We start from the raw sequence: 15,430 nt of genomic DNA, 5'->3' as shown, positions 1-15,430 counted from the left end.
GACCCGCCCGCGCACAGACGTCGCACCGTGCTCCGGCCGATCCCGCGCGTCCCTCCGGCGACGACGACCGGGCGAGAGGTCATCCGCGGGCGCCTTCCCCTGCTGTCCTGGCCTCGATCGCGTGGACGACGGCGGCCATGTCCAGATCGGCGTGGCCCAGCGCGAGGGTCTCGCCGAACAGGGCGTGGCAGACGTCCAGCAGTGGTGAGGCGATGCCTGCCCGCCGCGCCGCCTCGGCGATGAGCCGGTTGTTCTTCAGCACGTCGGCGATGGCGGCCTGGGCGGCGAAGTCGCGCCCGGCCAGCTTGACCGCCTTCACCCGCGACACGTCGCTCGCCATCTGGCCCGAGTTGAGCACGTCGACGAGCAGCCCGATATCGAGGCCCTGGCGCTCGCCGAAGTGCAGCGACTCCGCGAGGCCGGTGACCGTAGTGATCAGGAAGATGTTGACCGCGAGCTTCATGAGCAGCGCCTTGGGCGCGGGCCCGCACACCACCGTCTTGGCGCACATCGGCTTCAGCAGCGGGCGCACCTCCTCCACGGCGTCCGCCCGGCCGGCCAGCATCGCCACCAGCCGCCCCTGCTCGGCAGGCACGCGGGAGCCGGAGATCGGCGCTTCGACGTAGCGGCCTCCGGCCGCGAGCACCTCGGCCTCGAGCCCGGCCGAGTAGACGGGGGAGGTCGTGCCCATGTGGACGACGACCCGGTCCGCGACGGTGCGGGCGAAGGCGGGCGTGCCGCGCTCCAGCACCGCGTCGATCGCGGCCTCGTCGGCCAGCATCAGGATCACCACCCGCGCCCGCCGGAACACCTCGGCCGCGCTGCCCGCCACCCGCGCGCCCGCGGCGCGTAGCGGCTCGCTCCTGGCGGCCGTGCGGTTCCACACCACGAGGGGGGTTCCCGCACGGGCCAGGTTGAGCGCCATGGGCTGCCCCATGATCCCGAGACCGACGAAACCCACGTCCATCCGCTCGCCTCCCCGCGCACGTCGCCGCGCCGCCGTCTCCGGGCGACGCCGGGGACCGTTGTAGCCCATGGCGCGGTGGCGGTCTTGAACGATTGTGTACGCCCGGCGACGGCCGCGTGACGCGCGGGCGGGACCGCGCTACTCCTTGATTCGGTTGACGTGGCGCTTGACGTCTGGAACTCCTTGCGCAGCTGTCGATCGTGGCTGACCCAACCACCGCCGCAGGCCCGGGGCCTGGCGCTTCGGCTCCCGGCGGAGCCGAAGCGCCAGGTCCTAGCGGGCCGTGAGAGTCCAGAGGTGGTCGGCGGTGCCGTTGTCTTCCCACTGGAGGACCTGGGCGCCGGAGGACTTGCTCATGCCGTTCACGCCGAGCAGCAGACCGCTGTTGTAGTTGCGGATCTTGTAGTGGCCGTTCCCGTCCGATATGAACGACCACAGGTGGTCGGCGGTGCCGCTGTCACCCCAGATCAGGGCGGTCCCGCCGTTGCTGGTGCTCATGTTGGTGATGCCGAGGACCAGCCCGCCGGCCCTGTTGACGATCTTGTAGAGGCCGGAGCCGGCGTCCACGAGGGTCCAGGTCTGGGTGTTGCTGGACGAGGGGGTGGCCTGGTCGACCAGGGTGCCCTGGGCGGTGCCGGAGTTCTGCGTGTCCAGGGCGAGGCCGCTGTTCACGTTCTTGATCTGGTAGGACCCGGCCAGCGAGGTGCCGGGGTTGCCGCTGCCGCTACCGGGGGTGACGACCAGGTGGTATCCGTAGGTGGCGTTCATCGCCGGGATGGGCACGGTGACGGAGCCGTTGACCACGGTGTAGTTGGACTCGGCCAGCGTGCTGGGCCCGGAGACGGCCACCGTACGCCCGGGCGAGGGGGTGTACTCGACCTTGACGTGGACGGTTCCGCCGAAGGAGCCGAGCCCGTTGATCGCCACGGCGCTGTCGCCGGAGCCGCCTCCGACGATGACGCTGAGCTGGTTGCCCGCGCTGTTCATCGCCGCGGCGCCGTCGATGCCGGTCTGCGCGGGCGGGATGGTCGTCACCATGTTGCCGTTCATGTCGGCGTACCACTTGTAGAGCCAGTAGGCGCCGTTGGGGGAACCGCCCCGGCCGGTGAGCAGGTCTCCGAGTGTGCCGGACTGGTTCCAGAACGCGAGCTCGGCGTCGCGGATGCCCAGCCGCTCGAACTTCGCGATGTAACCGACCAGGGCACCGGGGACGCCGACCTCGGACGGGGCGGCGTACTCCTCGATGGCGATCGGACGCGGGCTGATGCCGTACTTCTTCTCGAGGTTGGTCACCGTGGCGACGTCACCGGCGATCTTCGACGACCTGATCAGTTCGTGCCAGGCGATGATGTCGGGGACGGTGTCGGTCGCGACCGCATTCCTCAGGAAGTTGTCCATGTCGCTGATGTTGTCCGAGAAGCTCGGCCCCTGGATCGGGGTCGTGGGGTCCTTGGCCCGCACCTCACGGTAGGTCCTGGTCCAGAAGTCCTCGAAGGTGCCGTTGGACGAGTTCCAGGTGTTGTCCGACTCGTTCCACAGCTCGTAGGCGGCCAGGTTGACGCCTGACGCCTTGACCTGGGCGATCTGCTGGTCGACCAGGCTGAACCAGTTGCTCCAGCTGAACTGGTACGGCCAGCCCGCGTAGAGGTCGGACAGCCGGTTCACGAGCTTCGCGCCGACCCTGGCCGCCTTCGGGGCGACGGTCAGGATGTCACCCGTCGGCTGCTGCTTGCCGCCCTGCGGCTTCTGGACGAAGGTGTTCGGCTTGATGGCCTGGACGAGGTTGTCCGCCGGATTCGTCGCGTCGGCCAGGCCGTACAGCGAGCCGGTGGCCACATGCGTCACCGGGCGGAAGGGCTGGTTCGCGTTGACCACCAGGGTGGTCGAGGCACTCGCGGCGGCGTCGGCGGGAGCGGCGGCGAGGGTCGCGCCGGCTGCGGTGAGCGCGAGCGAGGTGAGCAGGGCAGCGGCCTGCCCGGCTCTGGGTCTGGTCGTCTTCACTGCGTCTCTCCTGAGGAGTGGTTGGGGGGTTGTCCGCGGAGCGGACCGCGGGATCGTCGGCCGGCGACGAGGGGGGCTCGACGCCGTCCGCCAGGGCCGCGTACCGGCGGCCGGGTAGCCATGGCCCTGGTCCTCGACCGCCCCGGTCGCGGAGAGGCGGAAGATTCGCGGGACATGGGATTCCCCAGATCGGTGCCAGTGCGGCGGTCACGGCGACGCAGCGCACACAACCCGGTTTGGGCAACTGTGCGCAAAGGTTTTCCGAGCCGGAAACGTACGGTGAACTTGTCTGGTCGTCAAGGCTTTCAGGCAGTTGAGCTTTTTTCTGCACACGATTGCCCATGACGGAAACCGGTGGGACCAGCGCCCCAGTGGACATGGAGGGCAAAGGATTGCGTGTGCCGGAGCCGGACCGTACGGTCACACGGACGAAGGCCATGCTCGGCGACGGCGCGTGATCGTCGGCGTCAGTGGTAACTTTCATCGCCTCCGTCGGCGCCCGCCCGCCGCCGGTCGCCCGTGACCAGGACCGATTCGTACGAGACGACCCTCTGGGCGAAACCGGCTTTACGCGAGTCGTTGACAGCCCCGCAGGCTTCGGCTGACACTTTCGCCGTCTTTCCGATAATTTCGCCCGCATGAAGGGCCTCGACCACTGTCGGTCCGGGTCGCACACCGCGACATGGTCCTCAGGCCGGCGACCGCGTGAGGAAGTACGTACATGAATCGCATTCCGATCCGGATGGGAAGCCGCGGGCGGGGCGGTGTGCGGCTGTTGATCGGCCGTGTCTGCGCCGTGGCGCTGGCCGCGGCCGTGGCGCTGCTGCCCGGCGTCGCCCACGCGGCCGTGACGACGAATCAGACGGGCACCAACAACGGCTACTTCTATTCGTTCTGGACCGACAGCCAGGGCACGGTCTCCATGGAGTTGGGGTCCGGCGGGAACTACAGCACCTCCTGGCGCAACACCGGCAACTTCGTCGCCGGCAAGGGCTGGAAACCCGGTGCGCGCAGAACCGTGACCTACTCGGGCAGCTTCACCCCCTCGGGTAACGCCTACCTGGCGTTGTACGGGTGGACGCGGAACCCGCTGGTGGAGTACTACATCGTCGACAACTGGGGCACCTACCGGCCCACTGGGACGTACAAGGGCACCGTCACCTCCGACGGCGGCACCTACGACATCTATGAGACGACGCGCTACAACGCGCCCTCGATCGACGGCAACCAGACGTTCAACCAGTACTGGAGTGTCCGGCAGCAGAAGAGGACCGGCGGCACCATCACGGTCGGCAACCACTTCGACGCCTGGGCCCGTTACGGCATGAACCTGGGCAGCCACGACTACCAGATCCTCGCCACCGAGGGATACCAGAGCAGCGGCAGTTCCAACATCACCATCGGCGGCACGACCGATCCTTCGCCCTCGGTCTCGCCCTCCCCCCGCCCCTCGCCCTCGGTCTCGCCCTCCTCGCCGGGAGCGCCGGCGCGTGCCGCGTGTCCTACTCGAAGAACGAGTGGAGCAACGGCTTCACCGCCGACGTGACCATCACCAACACCGGCAGCGGCACGATCAACGGCTGGACGCTGGCCTGGTCCTTCCCGGGGGGCCAGCAGATCACCAACTCCTGGAACGCGACGGTGAGCCAGAGCGGCTCGTCGGTGACCGCTCGCAACGTGTCCTACAACGGCTCACTGGCGCCCGGCGCCACCACCTCGTTCGGCTTCCAGGGCACCTACTCCGGCGGCAACCCCAACCCCTCGGCCTTCAGCCTCAACGGCTCGGCCTGCACCACCGGCTGACCGGCACGACCGTATGTCACAGCGCGGCGACGCGCGAACGGGGAGCGGGCGCCCTCGGGCCCCGCTCCCTTGCCGCACCGGCCGGCGTCCGTTCCCCGGTGACGTTCACCGCCGTGGCCCTGGCCTGCTCGCTCGTCCTGGGGCGACGGCGGCAGGACGATCAGCACCGCAACCACCTACGATCCCGACCTGTGCACGGTGAACATTTCGGAGCCCGAGGCCGAGTTCTCCGCACGCCTCGAACTCAAGGCCCTCTAGGAGAGCAGCTGGTTGATCTTGTCGCGAGCCACTGTGGCGAGGACGCCCGCCTTGTGCGGCTGGCCGCGCAGGAAGGCCTCGGTGAAGTGCTTGGCCTGCTCGTACTTGACCTTGCCCGGCATCGGCGGCTCGTTGGGATTGACGTCGCAGTCCACCAGGGCCGGCCCGTCGTGCGCCAGGGCCTCACGGATCGCGCCCGGCAGGTCCTTCGGGTCCTTGATCTTCGCGCCGTACGCCCCGCACGCGCGGGCCCAGGCGGAGAAGTCGGCCTCGGGCTGCCGGTGCCGCACGGCGTACTCGGGGTAGCCGAGGATGATCTGCTCCCACAGGATCTGCCCGTAGCTGTTGTTGTTGTTGATCACGACCTTGATGGGCAGGTCGTGGCGTACGGCGGTGAGGAAGTCGGCCATGAGCATGGCGAAGCCGCCGTCGCCCACGAAGGCGATCACCTGACGGCCGGGGAAGGCGTGCTGCATCCCGATGGCGTACGGCAGGCCCGGGGCCATCGTGGCGAGGTTGCCCGACAGGTAGAACTCCCGCCCGCCGCGGATCGTCCAGTGCCGCGCGGCCCACGTCGCAATGGTGCCGGAGTCGCAGGTCAGGATGGCATCGCCGGAGGCCGCCTCGTCGACGCAGGCCATGAGGTACTGCGGCGCGATGGGGTCGCGCGAGGGGTCCTGCAGCGCCTTCATCTCCTCCCGCCAGGCGTCCATCTTGCGCTGATACTTCTCCAGGAACGACCGGTCCTTCGCCGGTTCGAGCATGGGCAGCAGCGCCTGGAGGGCGAGCCTGGCGTCGGCCGCGACCGGGGCCTCGGTGGGCCGGCGGATGCCGAGCAGGGTGGGATCGGCGTCGATCTGCACCACCCGGGCCTGCCCGTCCGGCGGCAGGTACTTCGCGTAGGGGAAGGACGTGCCGACCATGAACAGCGTGTCGCACTCCTCCATGAGCTCCTCGCTCGGCGCGGTGCCGAGCAGGCCGAGCCCGCCGGTGGTGAGCGGGTGGTCGTCGGGCACCACGAACTTGCCGGGGAGAGTTTTCACGATCGGGCTGGCCAGCTTCTCGGCGACCGCCAGCACCTCCTCGCGGGCGTGCCGGGCGCCGACGCCGACGAGCATGGCGATCCGCTCGCCCTGCCGCAGCACCTCGGCCGCCCTGGTCAGGTCCTCCTCCACCGGCCGCAGCGGCGGGAGAGCGCAGGTCGGCAGGCTGGCGGGCGGGCTGCCGGGCCCCACGTGCCGGTAGGGGTCCTCGCTCGCGGGCGCGACCTGGATGTCGTTGGGGAAGGTCAGGTGCGACACCGTCCGCTTGGCCAGCGCGTTGCGCACCGCGAGGTCCACCACGCCGGGCATCTGCTGCGGATTGGTGATCATCAGGTTGTAGGCGGCCAGGTCCTGGTATACGCGGTCGAGGTGGACCTCCTGCTGGTAGTGGGTCCCCAGCACCGAGGTCTCCTGCATGCCGGTCAGAGCCAGCACGGGCACGTGGTCGAGCTTGGCGTCGTACAGGCCGTTCAGCAGGTGGATGGCGCCCGGCCCCGACGTCGCGGCGCACACCCCGAGCCGCCCGGTCGCCTTCGCGTAGCCGGTCGCCATGAACGCGGCTGCCTCCTCGTGGTGCACCAGGATGAACCGCAGCTTCTCCCGGTGCCTGCGGAAGCCCTCCACCAGGCCGTTGATCCCGTCACCGGGGAGCCCGAAGATCGTGTCGACCCCCCACTCCACCAGCCGCCGGGCCAGGCTTTCACCCACGATCTCGGTCATGTCCGCCTCCGATTGAGATCAGCCGTACGGGCGCCCGGGCGCCCGCGGCCCTCACCGTGTCGCGCTCCGGCGGCCGCGGCGCCAGCCGAGGACGTACGCGGCGGCGAGGCCGGCGGCGACGGCGAGCGGCTTGGGGGACGACATCGCGGACTTCAGCTGCTTCACGCCGCCCTTCGGGTCGGCCACGGCACCCGCGACGCTGCCGATCGCCGACGCCAGTCTGTCGCCCGCGCTCTTCACCGCGTTGCTCTGCACGTTCATGATCGACTCCGGCATCGAACGGCCCGCTCGGCTCGCCCGTGGGGCCCTTCCCGCCCCCGGTGCACGTAAACGACGCCGCAGGTCACGGCGGCTTTGTGTGCGGCAGACCGGCATATCGCACGGCCCGCATGGGGGGAATCCCCGCCGCGCTTTTACCCGCCCCCGCACCGGCAGGCGCCGGTCGGCGTGGTGACGCCCAGGGACGCCGCCGACGTCGAGGCCGCGCTTGAGGTGTGCCGCCGCTTCGGCGCTCCCGTGCTCGCCCGCGGCTGCGGTCCCTCGCTGACCAGGCAGACCGTCAACGGGGCCGTGGTGTTCGACTTCACCCGCCACATGGACCGCATCGCCGAACTTCCCATGCGCCACAGCGCCAGGGGAATGTGCATCACGGACCCGAGAAGCTGCGCCGACCAGATGTACGAGGCGCTCTCCTGGGACGGTCCCGTCATCGTCGAGTGCCTGGTCGACCAGCACGAGCCGCCACTCCCGGCCAAGGTGAAGAGCCACCAGGTGCAGAAGCTGACCGAGGCGCTGGTGCAGGGCACGCCGAACCGCAACCGCATCGCCCTGCAGATGGTCAAGGACATGCTGGACGAGTCGAGCTTCGCGGCCAGCCCGGCGCACGCCGTGCCCCGCAGGGTCGGCCAGGCCGCGGCCACGCTGGTGGGCAGGCTCCGCGACCGCGCCAGGGGCGAGCACCCCGAGTAGCGGCCGCGGCTCCGCCTTACCCTGGATGACGGTGCAGCAGGAGCATGGCGGCGTCGTCGGGGAAGGGGCCGCCGGCGTGGCGCAGCAGGTCGGCGCGCAGTTCGTCGAGGGCCGCCTGCGGATCGGCGCCGCGCAGCAGATGCGCCCGCTCCCGGAGCGGGTAGAAGCGGCCCTGCCGGTCGCGGGCCTCGACCACGCCGTCGGTGTAGAAGAGGATCTGGTCGCCGTCCCCGAACGGCACCCGGTGCGGCTTCGGGCGCGGCGAGCCGAGCGTGCCGAGCCCGAGCGGGAGCGCCTCCTCCTGCGGCTCCGCGAAGTGGACGCCGCCGTCGCGCCGAAGCACGAGAGGCGCGGGGTGGCCGCAGTTGAGCAGGGAGATCTCCCCGTCGTGGACCTCCGCGAATATGGCGGTGACGAACTTCTCGCCGCTCAGGTGCCGGGCCAGGCTGGTCTCCACGCGCTCGACCACCCCGGGGAGTTCGGACTGGTCGTAGGCGGCCTCGCGGAAGGCGCCGAGGACCCACGCGGCGGTCTCGACCGCCTCCAGGCCCTTGCCCTGCACGTCGCCGATGAGGATCCGTACGCCCTCGGGGGTGGTGACCACCTCGTAGAGGTCGCCGCCGATCTGGGCCTCCGCTGCGGCGGAGGTGTAGGAGAGCGCCACCCGCAGGTCGCCGGCGCGGCGGGGGACCGGGCGCAGGAGCACCCGCTGGGCCGCCTCGGCGACCAGGCGGACGTTGGCGAGTTCGCGCTCCCGCCGGTTCCGCAGCCTGCTGGCCATCATGCTCGCGGCGGTGACGCCGATGATCGCCGCGATCGTGAGGTTGTTCTGCGGCTTGCCGAGGAGATCGTCGTAGACGGCGAGGGGGATGCAGATGGCCAGGGCCAGCGCCCCCACCATGGCCGTGCGGCGCACGCCCCCCGCGACCGAGGCGAAGGCCGGGCCCAGGGTGAGGAGCGGCAGGAAGCCCACGCCCGGTTCGGTGCTCAGGTCGATGACGACGACCAGGAGAATCGCGATGAACGGCAACGCACGCAGGATGCTCTGGGAATTCATCGCGACTCCATAGCCGGCCCCCACGTCAGCACGAGATTCCTTTCCCGATGGCTTTACTTCTTCCCGCGTAGTGAACGGGGCACTCCCCATTGTCCGCGACGGATGCCGCCATTTCGGGCCGGTCGGTCAAGTCGCAGCGCGCCCCATCTGATCACTACGAGTAGTGACGTTACTCGAATTCGTGACGCGGTGGCCGGTAAAGCCGGACATCCGGCCTTCCCCCCACGCCGTCACGGCAGCTCCGCGAAGCGTTCGACCTGGTCCGTACGGCCGGACACGATGATGACGTCGCCGTAGCCGAGTTCGGTCTCGGCGGTGGCGTAGGTGAACTCCTCGCCCGGCCGCTTGACCGCCACCACCGTCACCCCGAACTTGCGGCGCAGGCTGGACTCGCCGAGGGGGACTCCGACGTACTCCTTGGGCGGGAGGGTCTTGACCAGGGCGAAGTTCTCGTCGACCTCCATGTAGTCGAGCATCCGCCCGCTGACCAGGTGGGCCACGCGCTCGCCCATGTCGTGCTCGGGGAAGACCACGTGCTGGACGCCGATCCGGCTGAGGATGCGGCCGTGCTGCCGGCTGACGGCCTTGGCCCAGATGTCGTCGATCTCCATCTCCACCAGCAGCGACGAGGCGAGGATGCTCGCCTCCAGGTCGCTGCCGATGGCGCACACCGCGCGGTAGAAGTCCGGCAGGCCGAGCTGGCGCAACGCCTCGGGGTCGGTGGCGTCGGCGGTGGCGATGTGGGTGATCTGGCCCGCGAGGCTCTGCACCACCTTGGGGCGGTGGTCGATGGCGAGCACCTCCGTGCCGCGGCGCACCAGTTCCAGGGCGAGCGCGGTGCCGAAGCGGCCGAGACCGATCACCGCCACCGGGTCGTTTCTCATGTCAGCCAACGATGACGTCCTCCTCCGGTAATTCATAGCGGCGGGTGCGCTCCTTGAGCGCCAGTGCGGAGCCCAGCGTGAGCGGGCCGATCCGGCCGATGAACATCAGCAGCGTGAGCAGCACCTGCGCGACGGGGGAGACGACGGAGGCGACGCCGACGGACAGTCCGGTCGTGCCGAAGGCGGAGACGACCTCGAAGAGCACCCGGTCGAGTGAGTGCGGCGTCAGCACCAGCAGGACGTAGGTGAAGAGCGCGACGAGGCCCACGCTCAGCACGGTGAGCGAGACCGCCTGCCGCTGCGCCGCCTCGGTGAGGCGGCGGTGGCCGATGTTCACCCGGCTCTCGCCGCGCAGCTCAGCCCAGACGATGAACGTGAGCAGGCCCAGCGTGGTGACCTTGATGCCGCCGGCGGTGCCCGCGCTGCCGCCGCCGACGAACATCAGCAGCTCGGTGATCAGCAGCTGGAGGGATGCATCTGCGTGATGTCGAGGCTGTTGAACCCGGCGCTGCGCGGCATGACGGCGGTGAAGAATGCGGCGAGCAGCTTGCCCTGGCCGTCCATGGGCCCGAGCGTGCGGGGGTTCGTCCACTCCGTGACGAGGAAGACCAGAGTGCCGCCGGCCAGCAGGACGGTGGTGACCGTGAGCGTGATGCGGGTCAGCAGCGACCAGCGTCCGGGGCGGCGCCAGGAGCGGCGCAGCTCGAACACCACGGGGTAGCCGAGCCCGCCAACGATCACCGCCGTCGCGACGGTCAGGCAGACCCAGGGATCGGCGGCGAACCTGACCATGCTGTCGGGCCACAGCGCGAAACCGGCGTTGTTGAACGACGAGACCGCGTGGAACAGGCCCAGGTACAGGCCGCGCCCGACGGGCTCGCCGTACCCGAGCACGAACCTGAGCGTGAGAACGGTTCCCACGACGGCCTCGCAGGTCAGGTTGAACACCACGACCTTGCCCACCACGCGCCGCAGGTCGCTGCCGTTGAGCACCTTGGTCTCGGCCTGGGCCGACAGCCGGGCGCGCAGGCCCAGCCTGCGGGAGACGAGCAGGGTGAAGACCGTCGCCAGGGTCATGATGCCGAGGCCGCCCACCTGGATCAGGACGGCGATGACCACCTCGCCGAACGCCGACCAGTGCGTGGCCGTGTCGACGACGGTCAGCCCGTTCACGCACACCGCCGACGTCGCGGTGAACAGGGCGGTGAGCCAGTCCGCGGGCTTCCCCGAGCTCGTGGCGAGCGGGCTGGACAGCAGGGCGGTCCCCAGGAGGACCGTCACCCCGAACACTGTCGTGATGACCTGCGCCGGCTGGTGGAAACGCGCCACCAGGGCCCAGAACAGCCTCATGCCGGTCGCTCCGGGCAGTGCGGCGGCACCGAGGCGACGACCTGCCAGGCGGCGGCGACGCCGGAGCCGGGCACGACGAGCTTGTGGGCGAGCGAGGCGAAGCCCTTGGGCCCGATCCCCTGGCGGCCGTCTGCGATACCACCGAGAACCTCCGTGCGGGCAACGGGACGACGTCGCCGACCCGACTTCCCGGCACACCGCGGCCTACCGTAACAGCACATTTCCCACCAGGCACATCGGCCCGGGCCGGTCGTCGGCCGGCACCGGCAGGCCGGCCCTGAACGTGGTCGCGTGCCTGGCCGGATCGCCGGCTGACCGCGTCGGCGAGGTCGTCTCCCTTTGTCAGGATGTGCAGGAATCCGGCAGCTGGAGGAATTCCAGATCAACCGCCGCTGCCCGGATATTGAGCACTTCAAAGCCGCTGACACAATGAGCTTCGCTGGCGCGATATGCCGCCGGAATTTCGGTCAGCCGGTGGTTACGGCGAATGGGCCGCCGGCGCCGAAAACGAGGCGGGCGAAGTTCTCGCCGATGCGGCGGTGTCCCGCGGGGTCGGGGTGCACCGCGTCGGGCAGCGGCAGTTCCGCGTAGTCCGCCTCGCCGTACAGTTCGCGGCCGTCGAGGTAGTGCAGGTTCGGGTCGTCGACCGCCCGCTGCCCGACGATCCGGGCGAGTTCGCGGCGGATGACGTTGAGCGTCAGACGCCCGGCGGCGCGTTCGGCAGGGTCGCCCGTGGCCTTGAACCGCACGGTCCCGCCGTCGAAGTCGGGCGCGAGCGGGCCGGGGGTGTCCTCCTGGACCGGGCACAGGATGGGGGACACGACCAGCAGCGGTGTGGCCGGATGCCCGTCGCGGATGGTGTCGAGGAAGCCGTGGACCGCGGGGGTGAAGGCGCGCAGGCGCATCACGTCGCCGTTGACGATGTTGATGCCGATCTTCACGCTGATCAGGTCGGCGGGGGCGTCCCGCATCGCGCGGGCGGTGAACGGGTCGAGCAGCGCGCTGCCGCCGAACCCCAGGTTGACCAGCTCCACTCCGCCCCGCGCGGCGGCCAGGGCCGGCCAGATGGCGGTCGGGTGGGCGGCGTTCGAGCCGTGGCTGATGGAGCTGCCGTGGTGCAGCCACACTCTGCGCCCGCTGTCCGGTGCCGGCTCGATCGGGGCGTCGGTGCGCAGGGCGATCAGCTCGGTGATCTCCGTATGAGGGAGCCAGATCTCGACGGTCTTGTCACCCGCGGGCAGATCGGTGAACCGGGCGGTGCCGGGAGGTCCTTCGCGCAGTTCGACGGACTGGGTGACCATGTCGATCGTGCGGACGTTGCCGCCGGTCACGGTGGCCTGGGCGGTGAGTCGGCCGTCGACGAGCAGGTCGTACACGCCGTCCGCCGGGGCCGGAAGACCCCGGTAGGCCCTCGTGGTGCGCAGCGTGTCCAGCTCGACGGCGGTGGCCCGGGTGCGGAACGCCAGCCGTACGCCGGACGGCTGGGCCTCGGCGATGGTCAGTTGTTCGTCGGGGATCTGCCGGCGAGCCCGGGCGGGCAGCCGGTGCGGCAGCAGGCCGTGCGGCGTGCGTTCCACGTCGAGGACGCCGCGCAGGATGTCCGGGGTGACGGGGGTGATCCAGTCGTGCTCGGTGCTCATCGCCTCAGCCTGTTGATCGGGATGTTCATGGTGGTCCTATGCGTCGGGGCAAGCCCCTGGTGGTCAGGGTGTGGCCCGGTTACGCAGCAGGGCGTCGAGGGAGTCCACGATCCACGACCAGGATTCCTCCGGGTCGACGGCGGTGTGGCTGAAGCCTCCGCTCATCTCCAGGCTGACGTAGCCGTGGAAGACGCTGCCCAGCATCCGGACCGCGTGTGTCTGGTCCGGCTCCGCGAGGTCGTAGCCGCGCAGGATCGCCCGCGTCATCTGCGCGTGCCTGACACCGGCGCTGGCGGCCGCTGTCTCGGGGTCGAGCCTGAGCCGGGCGGCGGCGTAGCGGCCGGGATGTTCCCGGGCGTAGTCACGGTAGGCGGCCGCGAAGGCGGCCAGGGCGTCCCTGCCGGCGCGTCCGGCCAGCGCGTCCGCGACCCGGTCGGCGAGTTCCTCCAGAGCGAACAGCGCGATCCCGGTCCTGAGGTCCTGGGAGCTCTTCAGATGTGAGTACAGGCTCGCCACCTTGACGCCGAACCGCCGGGCCAGCGCCGAGATCGTCACCTGGTCGAAGCCGACCTCGTCGGCCAGTTCCGCCCCCGCCCTGATCAGGCGTTCCGTCGTCAGCCCTGCCCGTGCCATCGCCCTCTCCCTGATTCGCCTGAACTCATTATGGATTTGCCTAATAGTTTTAGGCAAATCGCGATGGCTTCCGCGCGGATGTATGGGGCACTTGAATATCATGTCTTCCGATATATTCTGGAGGCGTGACAGCACGGGCGATGACGGAACCGGCGTTCCTCGTTCTCACCGCACTCGTCGACGAGCCGCGGCACGGCTACGGCATCGCGCAGGAGGTCGAGCGGCTCTCCGGAGGGCGCGTTCAACTCAAGATCGGCACCCTGTACGGCGTGCTGGACCGGCTCGCGGCCGACGGGTGCGTGGAGGCGGACCGCGAAGAGGTGCGGCAGGGACGGCTGCGCCGCTACTACCGGCTGACCGACGAGGGGGCGCGGGCGCTGGAGGAGGAGGCCGTACGGCTGGCCGACAACGCGCGCCGGGCCGTCGAGCGGCTGCGGCTCAGGCAGGCGGGAGGGCCGGCATGAGCGAGCGAATCGGTAGAGGGAGCCTGCTCGAGGAGCGCTACCGGCGGTGGCTGCGGCTGCTGCCGGCGTCCTATCGGGCGGAGCGCGAGGAGGAGATGGTCTCGGCCTTCATGGAGGGCGCCCAACGCGGGCGGGCCGGACACGACGACCAGCGCCCGCGCCTCCTGGAGATCGCCAGTGTGGCCGCGCTCGCGCTGCGGCTGCGGCTGGGCGGTCCGGGGTCAACGCCCGGGTCATCCCTGTGCGGCGAGGCGGTCCGCCGGGCCGCCCTGCTGGGCCTCGTCTTCTGGACGATGGTCGGCGGCCTGTACGCCGGGCAGGCGGTGCTGACGTACGGCATCCCCGTGGACGCTCTCCCTGACGGTGTCATGGGCATCGGCGATCCCGAGTCGCCCGAGCGCGTGCGACTCGTGCTGGCCGACCTGGTGCCCCTGCTGTGGGCGGTCGCTCTCGGCGCGCTCGTCCATGGCCGTCCCCGCACGGCCAAGGCGGCGGCCACCGCCGCCCTGGTCGTGCCGTACGTGCTGGTGCCACCGCTCGTCAGCTGGCAGGTGGACGCGGTGCGCTGGGCCTGCTCGGTCCTACCGGGCGTGGTCACGGTGCTGGCGCTGGCGATCGGGTTCCACCGCGACGCGCCGCCGCCCCGCCTGCCGCGCGGCGGGCCCTGCTCCTGCTCGCGCTCCCGATCGCCGCCGGCGTCCTGCTCAGCGTGGTCGTCGGTGTGCTCGGGGCGATGGTGCGAGCGGGGACCGTCCCGGCGCGGCCCCTAATGTCCGCCTGGATGTGGATCGACACACCGGGCCTCACGTGCGTGTCGCTGCTGGCGGTCACGGTGTGGTGCGTGGCCCGGCGCGGGGCGCCGGTGAAGCCCGCCGCGCCCGTGGCACTGGCGGCGGCGATCCTGACCGTGCCCGCCGTGCTCGCCCGGGTGGGCACGATGCCCTGGGGCTCGACCGGCGTGATCGGCCTCAACGCGACCCTGCAACTGGCCGTGCTCCTGGCGAGCGGGATCACCCTCGCCCTCATCGGCGTACGGGCGCTGCGGACTGAGGACGGGAGCCTCACCGAGGTGCCTGGGCAGCCCGGATAACGCTCCCGCCTAACGGTGGGACCTCGCGTGCCGGTGGTGGAAGCGCCACCGCGGCTTGCCGTGCCGCACGGGCTTCGCGGACCGGACCGGCGGTGTGGCCGCCGACGTGGCGACGCCCGGCTCGTAGTCGCGGGCCGACGCCGTCACCCGTACGGACAGCCGGGCGCCGCGGTCGCGGCTCTTGAGGTGGTAGGTCCGCTCGGTCGCGCCCCTGACCTCAGCGCCGTCGCGCAGCCACTGGTAGCGGATCCGGGTGGGCGACGGCGTCCAGGCGCCGGGAAATGCGGTCAGCGTGCGGCCGACCTTCGGGACGCCACGCACGACCGGGGGCGTCGTGTTGACCACCGCGACAGGCCGCGCGTCGTGCAGGTCCACGTCGGCGGCGCGGACGAAGACCTGGCGGTGGGCGTACCAGAGTTGGTAGTACCGCTCCTGTCCTTTGAGGTCGGTGCGGTCGCCGGGGGCCGACCCGTCGAATGTGGTCGCGCGGTAGTAGTCGGTGGCGACGTCGTCGTCGCTGACGGCGTAGGTCTGCCCGACCGGGACCTTGT

At 70.6% G+C, this 15,430-nt stretch carries 17 protein-coding genes; 6 read left to right on the top strand and 11 right to left on the bottom strand.

Features of this window, described 5'->3' with window-relative positions; all coding sequences use genetic code 11:
- Positions 1–79: 79 nt before the first annotated feature.
- The gene (locus B1L11_RS26905) at positions 80–1,036 is read right to left on the bottom strand and encodes an NAD(P)-dependent oxidoreductase (RefSeq protein ID WP_372974731.1); all 957 of its coding nucleotides are present in this window, start codon (positions 1,034–1,036) and stop codon (positions 80–82) included.
- A gap of 204 nt (positions 1,037–1,240) precedes the next feature.
- Positions 1,241–2,968, bottom strand: coding sequence for an RICIN domain-containing protein (locus tag B1L11_RS26900; protein WP_079317291.1), 1,728 nt, complete (start codon positions 2,966–2,968; stop codon positions 1,241–1,243).
- A 721-nt stretch (positions 2,969–3,689) separates the two neighbouring features.
- On the opposite strand from B1L11_RS26900, the gene B1L11_RS26895 reads away from it, so the two are divergent.
- Together B1L11_RS26895 and B1L11_RS45665 are read left to right on the top strand one after the other, a co-directional pair.
- A complete protein-coding gene (locus B1L11_RS26895) occupies positions 3,690–4,514 on the top strand; it encodes a glycoside hydrolase family 11 protein (RefSeq protein WP_143737579.1) in 825 nt (274 codons plus the stop codon).
- Positions 4,466–4,771, top strand: coding sequence for a cellulose binding domain-containing protein (locus B1L11_RS45665; RefSeq protein WP_143737578.1), 306 nt, complete (start codon positions 4,466–4,468; stop codon positions 4,769–4,771). The genes B1L11_RS26895 and B1L11_RS45665 overlap by 49 nt, the downstream gene beginning before the upstream one ends.
- Before the next feature lie 254 nt (positions 4,772–5,025).
- On the opposite strand, the gene B1L11_RS26890 is transcribed toward B1L11_RS45665, so the two are convergent.
- Together B1L11_RS26890 and B1L11_RS26885 are read right to left on the bottom strand one after the other, a co-directional pair.
- A complete protein-coding gene (locus B1L11_RS26890; protein ID WP_079317289.1) occupies positions 5,026–6,792 on the bottom strand; it encodes a thiamine pyrophosphate-dependent enzyme in 1,767 nt (588 codons plus the stop codon).
- A 51-nt stretch (positions 6,793–6,843) separates the two neighbouring features.
- Complete coding sequence (locus B1L11_RS26885; protein WP_143737577.1) at positions 6,844–7,053, bottom strand: hypothetical protein; 210 nt, start codon at positions 7,051–7,053, stop codon at positions 6,844–6,846.
- Between the two features lie 186 nt (positions 7,054–7,239).
- Between B1L11_RS26885 and B1L11_RS45660 the strand changes: the two genes are divergently transcribed.
- Positions 7,240–7,761 (top strand): FAD-binding protein, encoded by a 522-nt coding sequence (locus tag B1L11_RS45660; protein ID WP_218671336.1) that lies wholly within the window; start codon positions 7,240–7,242, stop codon positions 7,759–7,761.
- 16 nt (positions 7,762–7,777) lie between these two features.
- Here B1L11_RS45660 and B1L11_RS26875 read toward each other — a convergent pair whose 3' ends face one another.
- The 6 genes from B1L11_RS26875 to B1L11_RS26855 form a co-directional block, all read right to left on the bottom strand.
- Positions 7,778–8,818 (bottom strand): PP2C family protein-serine/threonine phosphatase, encoded by a 1,041-nt coding sequence (locus B1L11_RS26875; protein ID WP_079317285.1) that lies wholly within the window; start codon positions 8,816–8,818, stop codon positions 7,778–7,780.
- 230 nt (positions 8,819–9,048) lie between these two features.
- Positions 9,049–9,702, bottom strand: a complete 654-nt coding sequence (locus B1L11_RS26870; protein WP_226874468.1) for a TrkA family potassium uptake protein — start codon at positions 9,700–9,702, stop codon at positions 9,049–9,051.
- A gap of 1 nt (position 9,703) precedes the next feature.
- On the bottom strand, positions 9,704–10,144 hold the full coding sequence (locus B1L11_RS54175) for a potassium transporter TrkG (RefSeq protein ID WP_306291716.1): 441 nt from the start codon (positions 10,142–10,144) through the stop codon (positions 9,704–9,706).
- A 14-nt stretch (positions 10,145–10,158) separates the two neighbouring features.
- Complete coding sequence (locus tag B1L11_RS26865; protein ID WP_306291715.1) at positions 10,159–11,052, bottom strand: potassium transporter TrkG; 894 nt, start codon at positions 11,050–11,052, stop codon at positions 10,159–10,161.
- A 467-nt stretch (positions 11,053–11,519) separates the two neighbouring features.
- Positions 11,520–12,692 carry a GDSL-type esterase/lipase family protein gene (locus tag B1L11_RS26860; RefSeq protein WP_079317283.1) on the bottom strand — a complete coding sequence of 391 codons (1,173 nt, stop codon included), beginning with the start codon at positions 12,690–12,692 and terminating at the stop codon, positions 11,520–11,522.
- A gap of 63 nt (positions 12,693–12,755) precedes the next feature.
- Positions 12,756–13,325, bottom strand: coding sequence for a TetR/AcrR family transcriptional regulator (locus B1L11_RS26855; protein ID WP_079317282.1), 570 nt, complete (start codon positions 13,323–13,325; stop codon positions 12,756–12,758).
- 125 nt (positions 13,326–13,450) lie between these two features.
- Between B1L11_RS26855 and B1L11_RS26850 the strand changes: the two genes are divergently transcribed.
- The 3 genes from B1L11_RS26850 to B1L11_RS26840 are packed head-to-tail and all read left to right on the top strand — an operon-like array spanning position 13,451 to position 14,879.
- Positions 13,451–13,789, top strand: coding sequence for a PadR family transcriptional regulator (locus B1L11_RS26850; RefSeq protein ID WP_239109379.1), 339 nt, complete (start codon positions 13,451–13,453; stop codon positions 13,787–13,789).
- Positions 13,786–14,559 carry a hypothetical protein gene (locus B1L11_RS26845; RefSeq protein ID WP_079317278.1) on the top strand — a complete coding sequence of 258 codons (774 nt, stop codon included), beginning with the start codon at positions 13,786–13,788 and terminating at the stop codon, positions 14,557–14,559. The genes B1L11_RS26850 and B1L11_RS26845 overlap by 4 nt, the downstream gene beginning before the upstream one ends.
- Before the next feature lie 11 nt (positions 14,560–14,570).
- Positions 14,571–14,879, top strand: coding sequence for a hypothetical protein (locus B1L11_RS26840; RefSeq protein ID WP_143737575.1), 309 nt, complete (start codon positions 14,571–14,573; stop codon positions 14,877–14,879).
- A gap of 9 nt (positions 14,880–14,888) precedes the next feature.
- On the opposite strand, the gene B1L11_RS47155 is transcribed toward B1L11_RS26840, so the two are convergent.
- On the bottom strand, positions 14,889–15,430 hold a 542-nt coding region (locus B1L11_RS47155; protein ID WP_218671335.1), incomplete at its 5' end, for a hypothetical protein.

It is taken from the genome of Microbispora sp. GKU 823 (assembly GCF_002027145.1).
Taxonomy (GTDB): Bacteria; Actinomycetota; Actinomycetes; order Streptosporangiales; family Streptosporangiaceae; genus Microbispora; species Microbispora siamensis.
This window is presented reverse-complemented; position numbering and strand designations above follow the sequence as displayed.

Bases quoted from the DNA above. Each gene is read 5' to 3' on its own strand.
- B1L11_RS26905 (WP_372974731.1), bottom strand. From the start codon at position 1,036: ATGGGCTACAACGGTCCCCGGCGTCGCCCGGAGACGGCGGCGCGGCGA.
- B1L11_RS26895 (WP_143737579.1), top strand. From the start codon at position 3,690: ATGAATCGCATTCCGATCCGGATGGGAAGCCGCGGGCGGGGCGGTGTG.
- B1L11_RS26890 (WP_079317289.1), bottom strand. From the start codon at position 6,792: ATGACCGAGATCGTGGGTGAAAGCCTGGCCCGGCGGCTGGTGGAGTGG.
- B1L11_RS26885 (WP_143737577.1), bottom strand. From the start codon at position 7,053: ATGAACGTGCAGAGCAACGCGGTGAAGAGCGCGGGCGACAGACTGGCG.
- B1L11_RS26875 (WP_079317285.1), bottom strand. From the start codon at position 8,818: ATGAATTCCCAGAGCATCCTGCGTGCGTTGCCGTTCATCGCGATTCTC.
- B1L11_RS26870 (WP_226874468.1), bottom strand. From the start codon at position 9,702: ATGAGAAACGACCCGGTGGCGGTGATCGGTCTCGGCCGCTTCGGCACC.
- B1L11_RS54175 (WP_306291716.1), bottom strand. From the start codon at position 10,144: ATGTTCGTCGGCGGCGGCAGCGCGGGCACCGCCGGCGGCATCAAGGTC.
- B1L11_RS26865 (WP_306291715.1), bottom strand. From the start codon at position 11,052: ATGAGGCTGTTCTGGGCCCTGGTGGCGCGTTTCCACCAGCCGGCGCAG.
- B1L11_RS26860 (WP_079317283.1), bottom strand. From the start codon at position 12,692: ATGAGCACCGAGCACGACTGGATCACCCCCGTCACCCCGGACATCCTG.
- B1L11_RS26855 (WP_079317282.1), bottom strand. From the start codon at position 13,325: ATGGCACGGGCAGGGCTGACGACGGAACGCCTGATCAGGGCGGGGGCG.
- B1L11_RS26845 (WP_079317278.1), top strand. From the start codon at position 13,786: ATGAGCGAGCGAATCGGTAGAGGGAGCCTGCTCGAGGAGCGCTACCGG.
- B1L11_RS26840 (WP_143737575.1), top strand. From the start codon at position 14,571: ATGTGGATCGACACACCGGGCCTCACGTGCGTGTCGCTGCTGGCGGTC.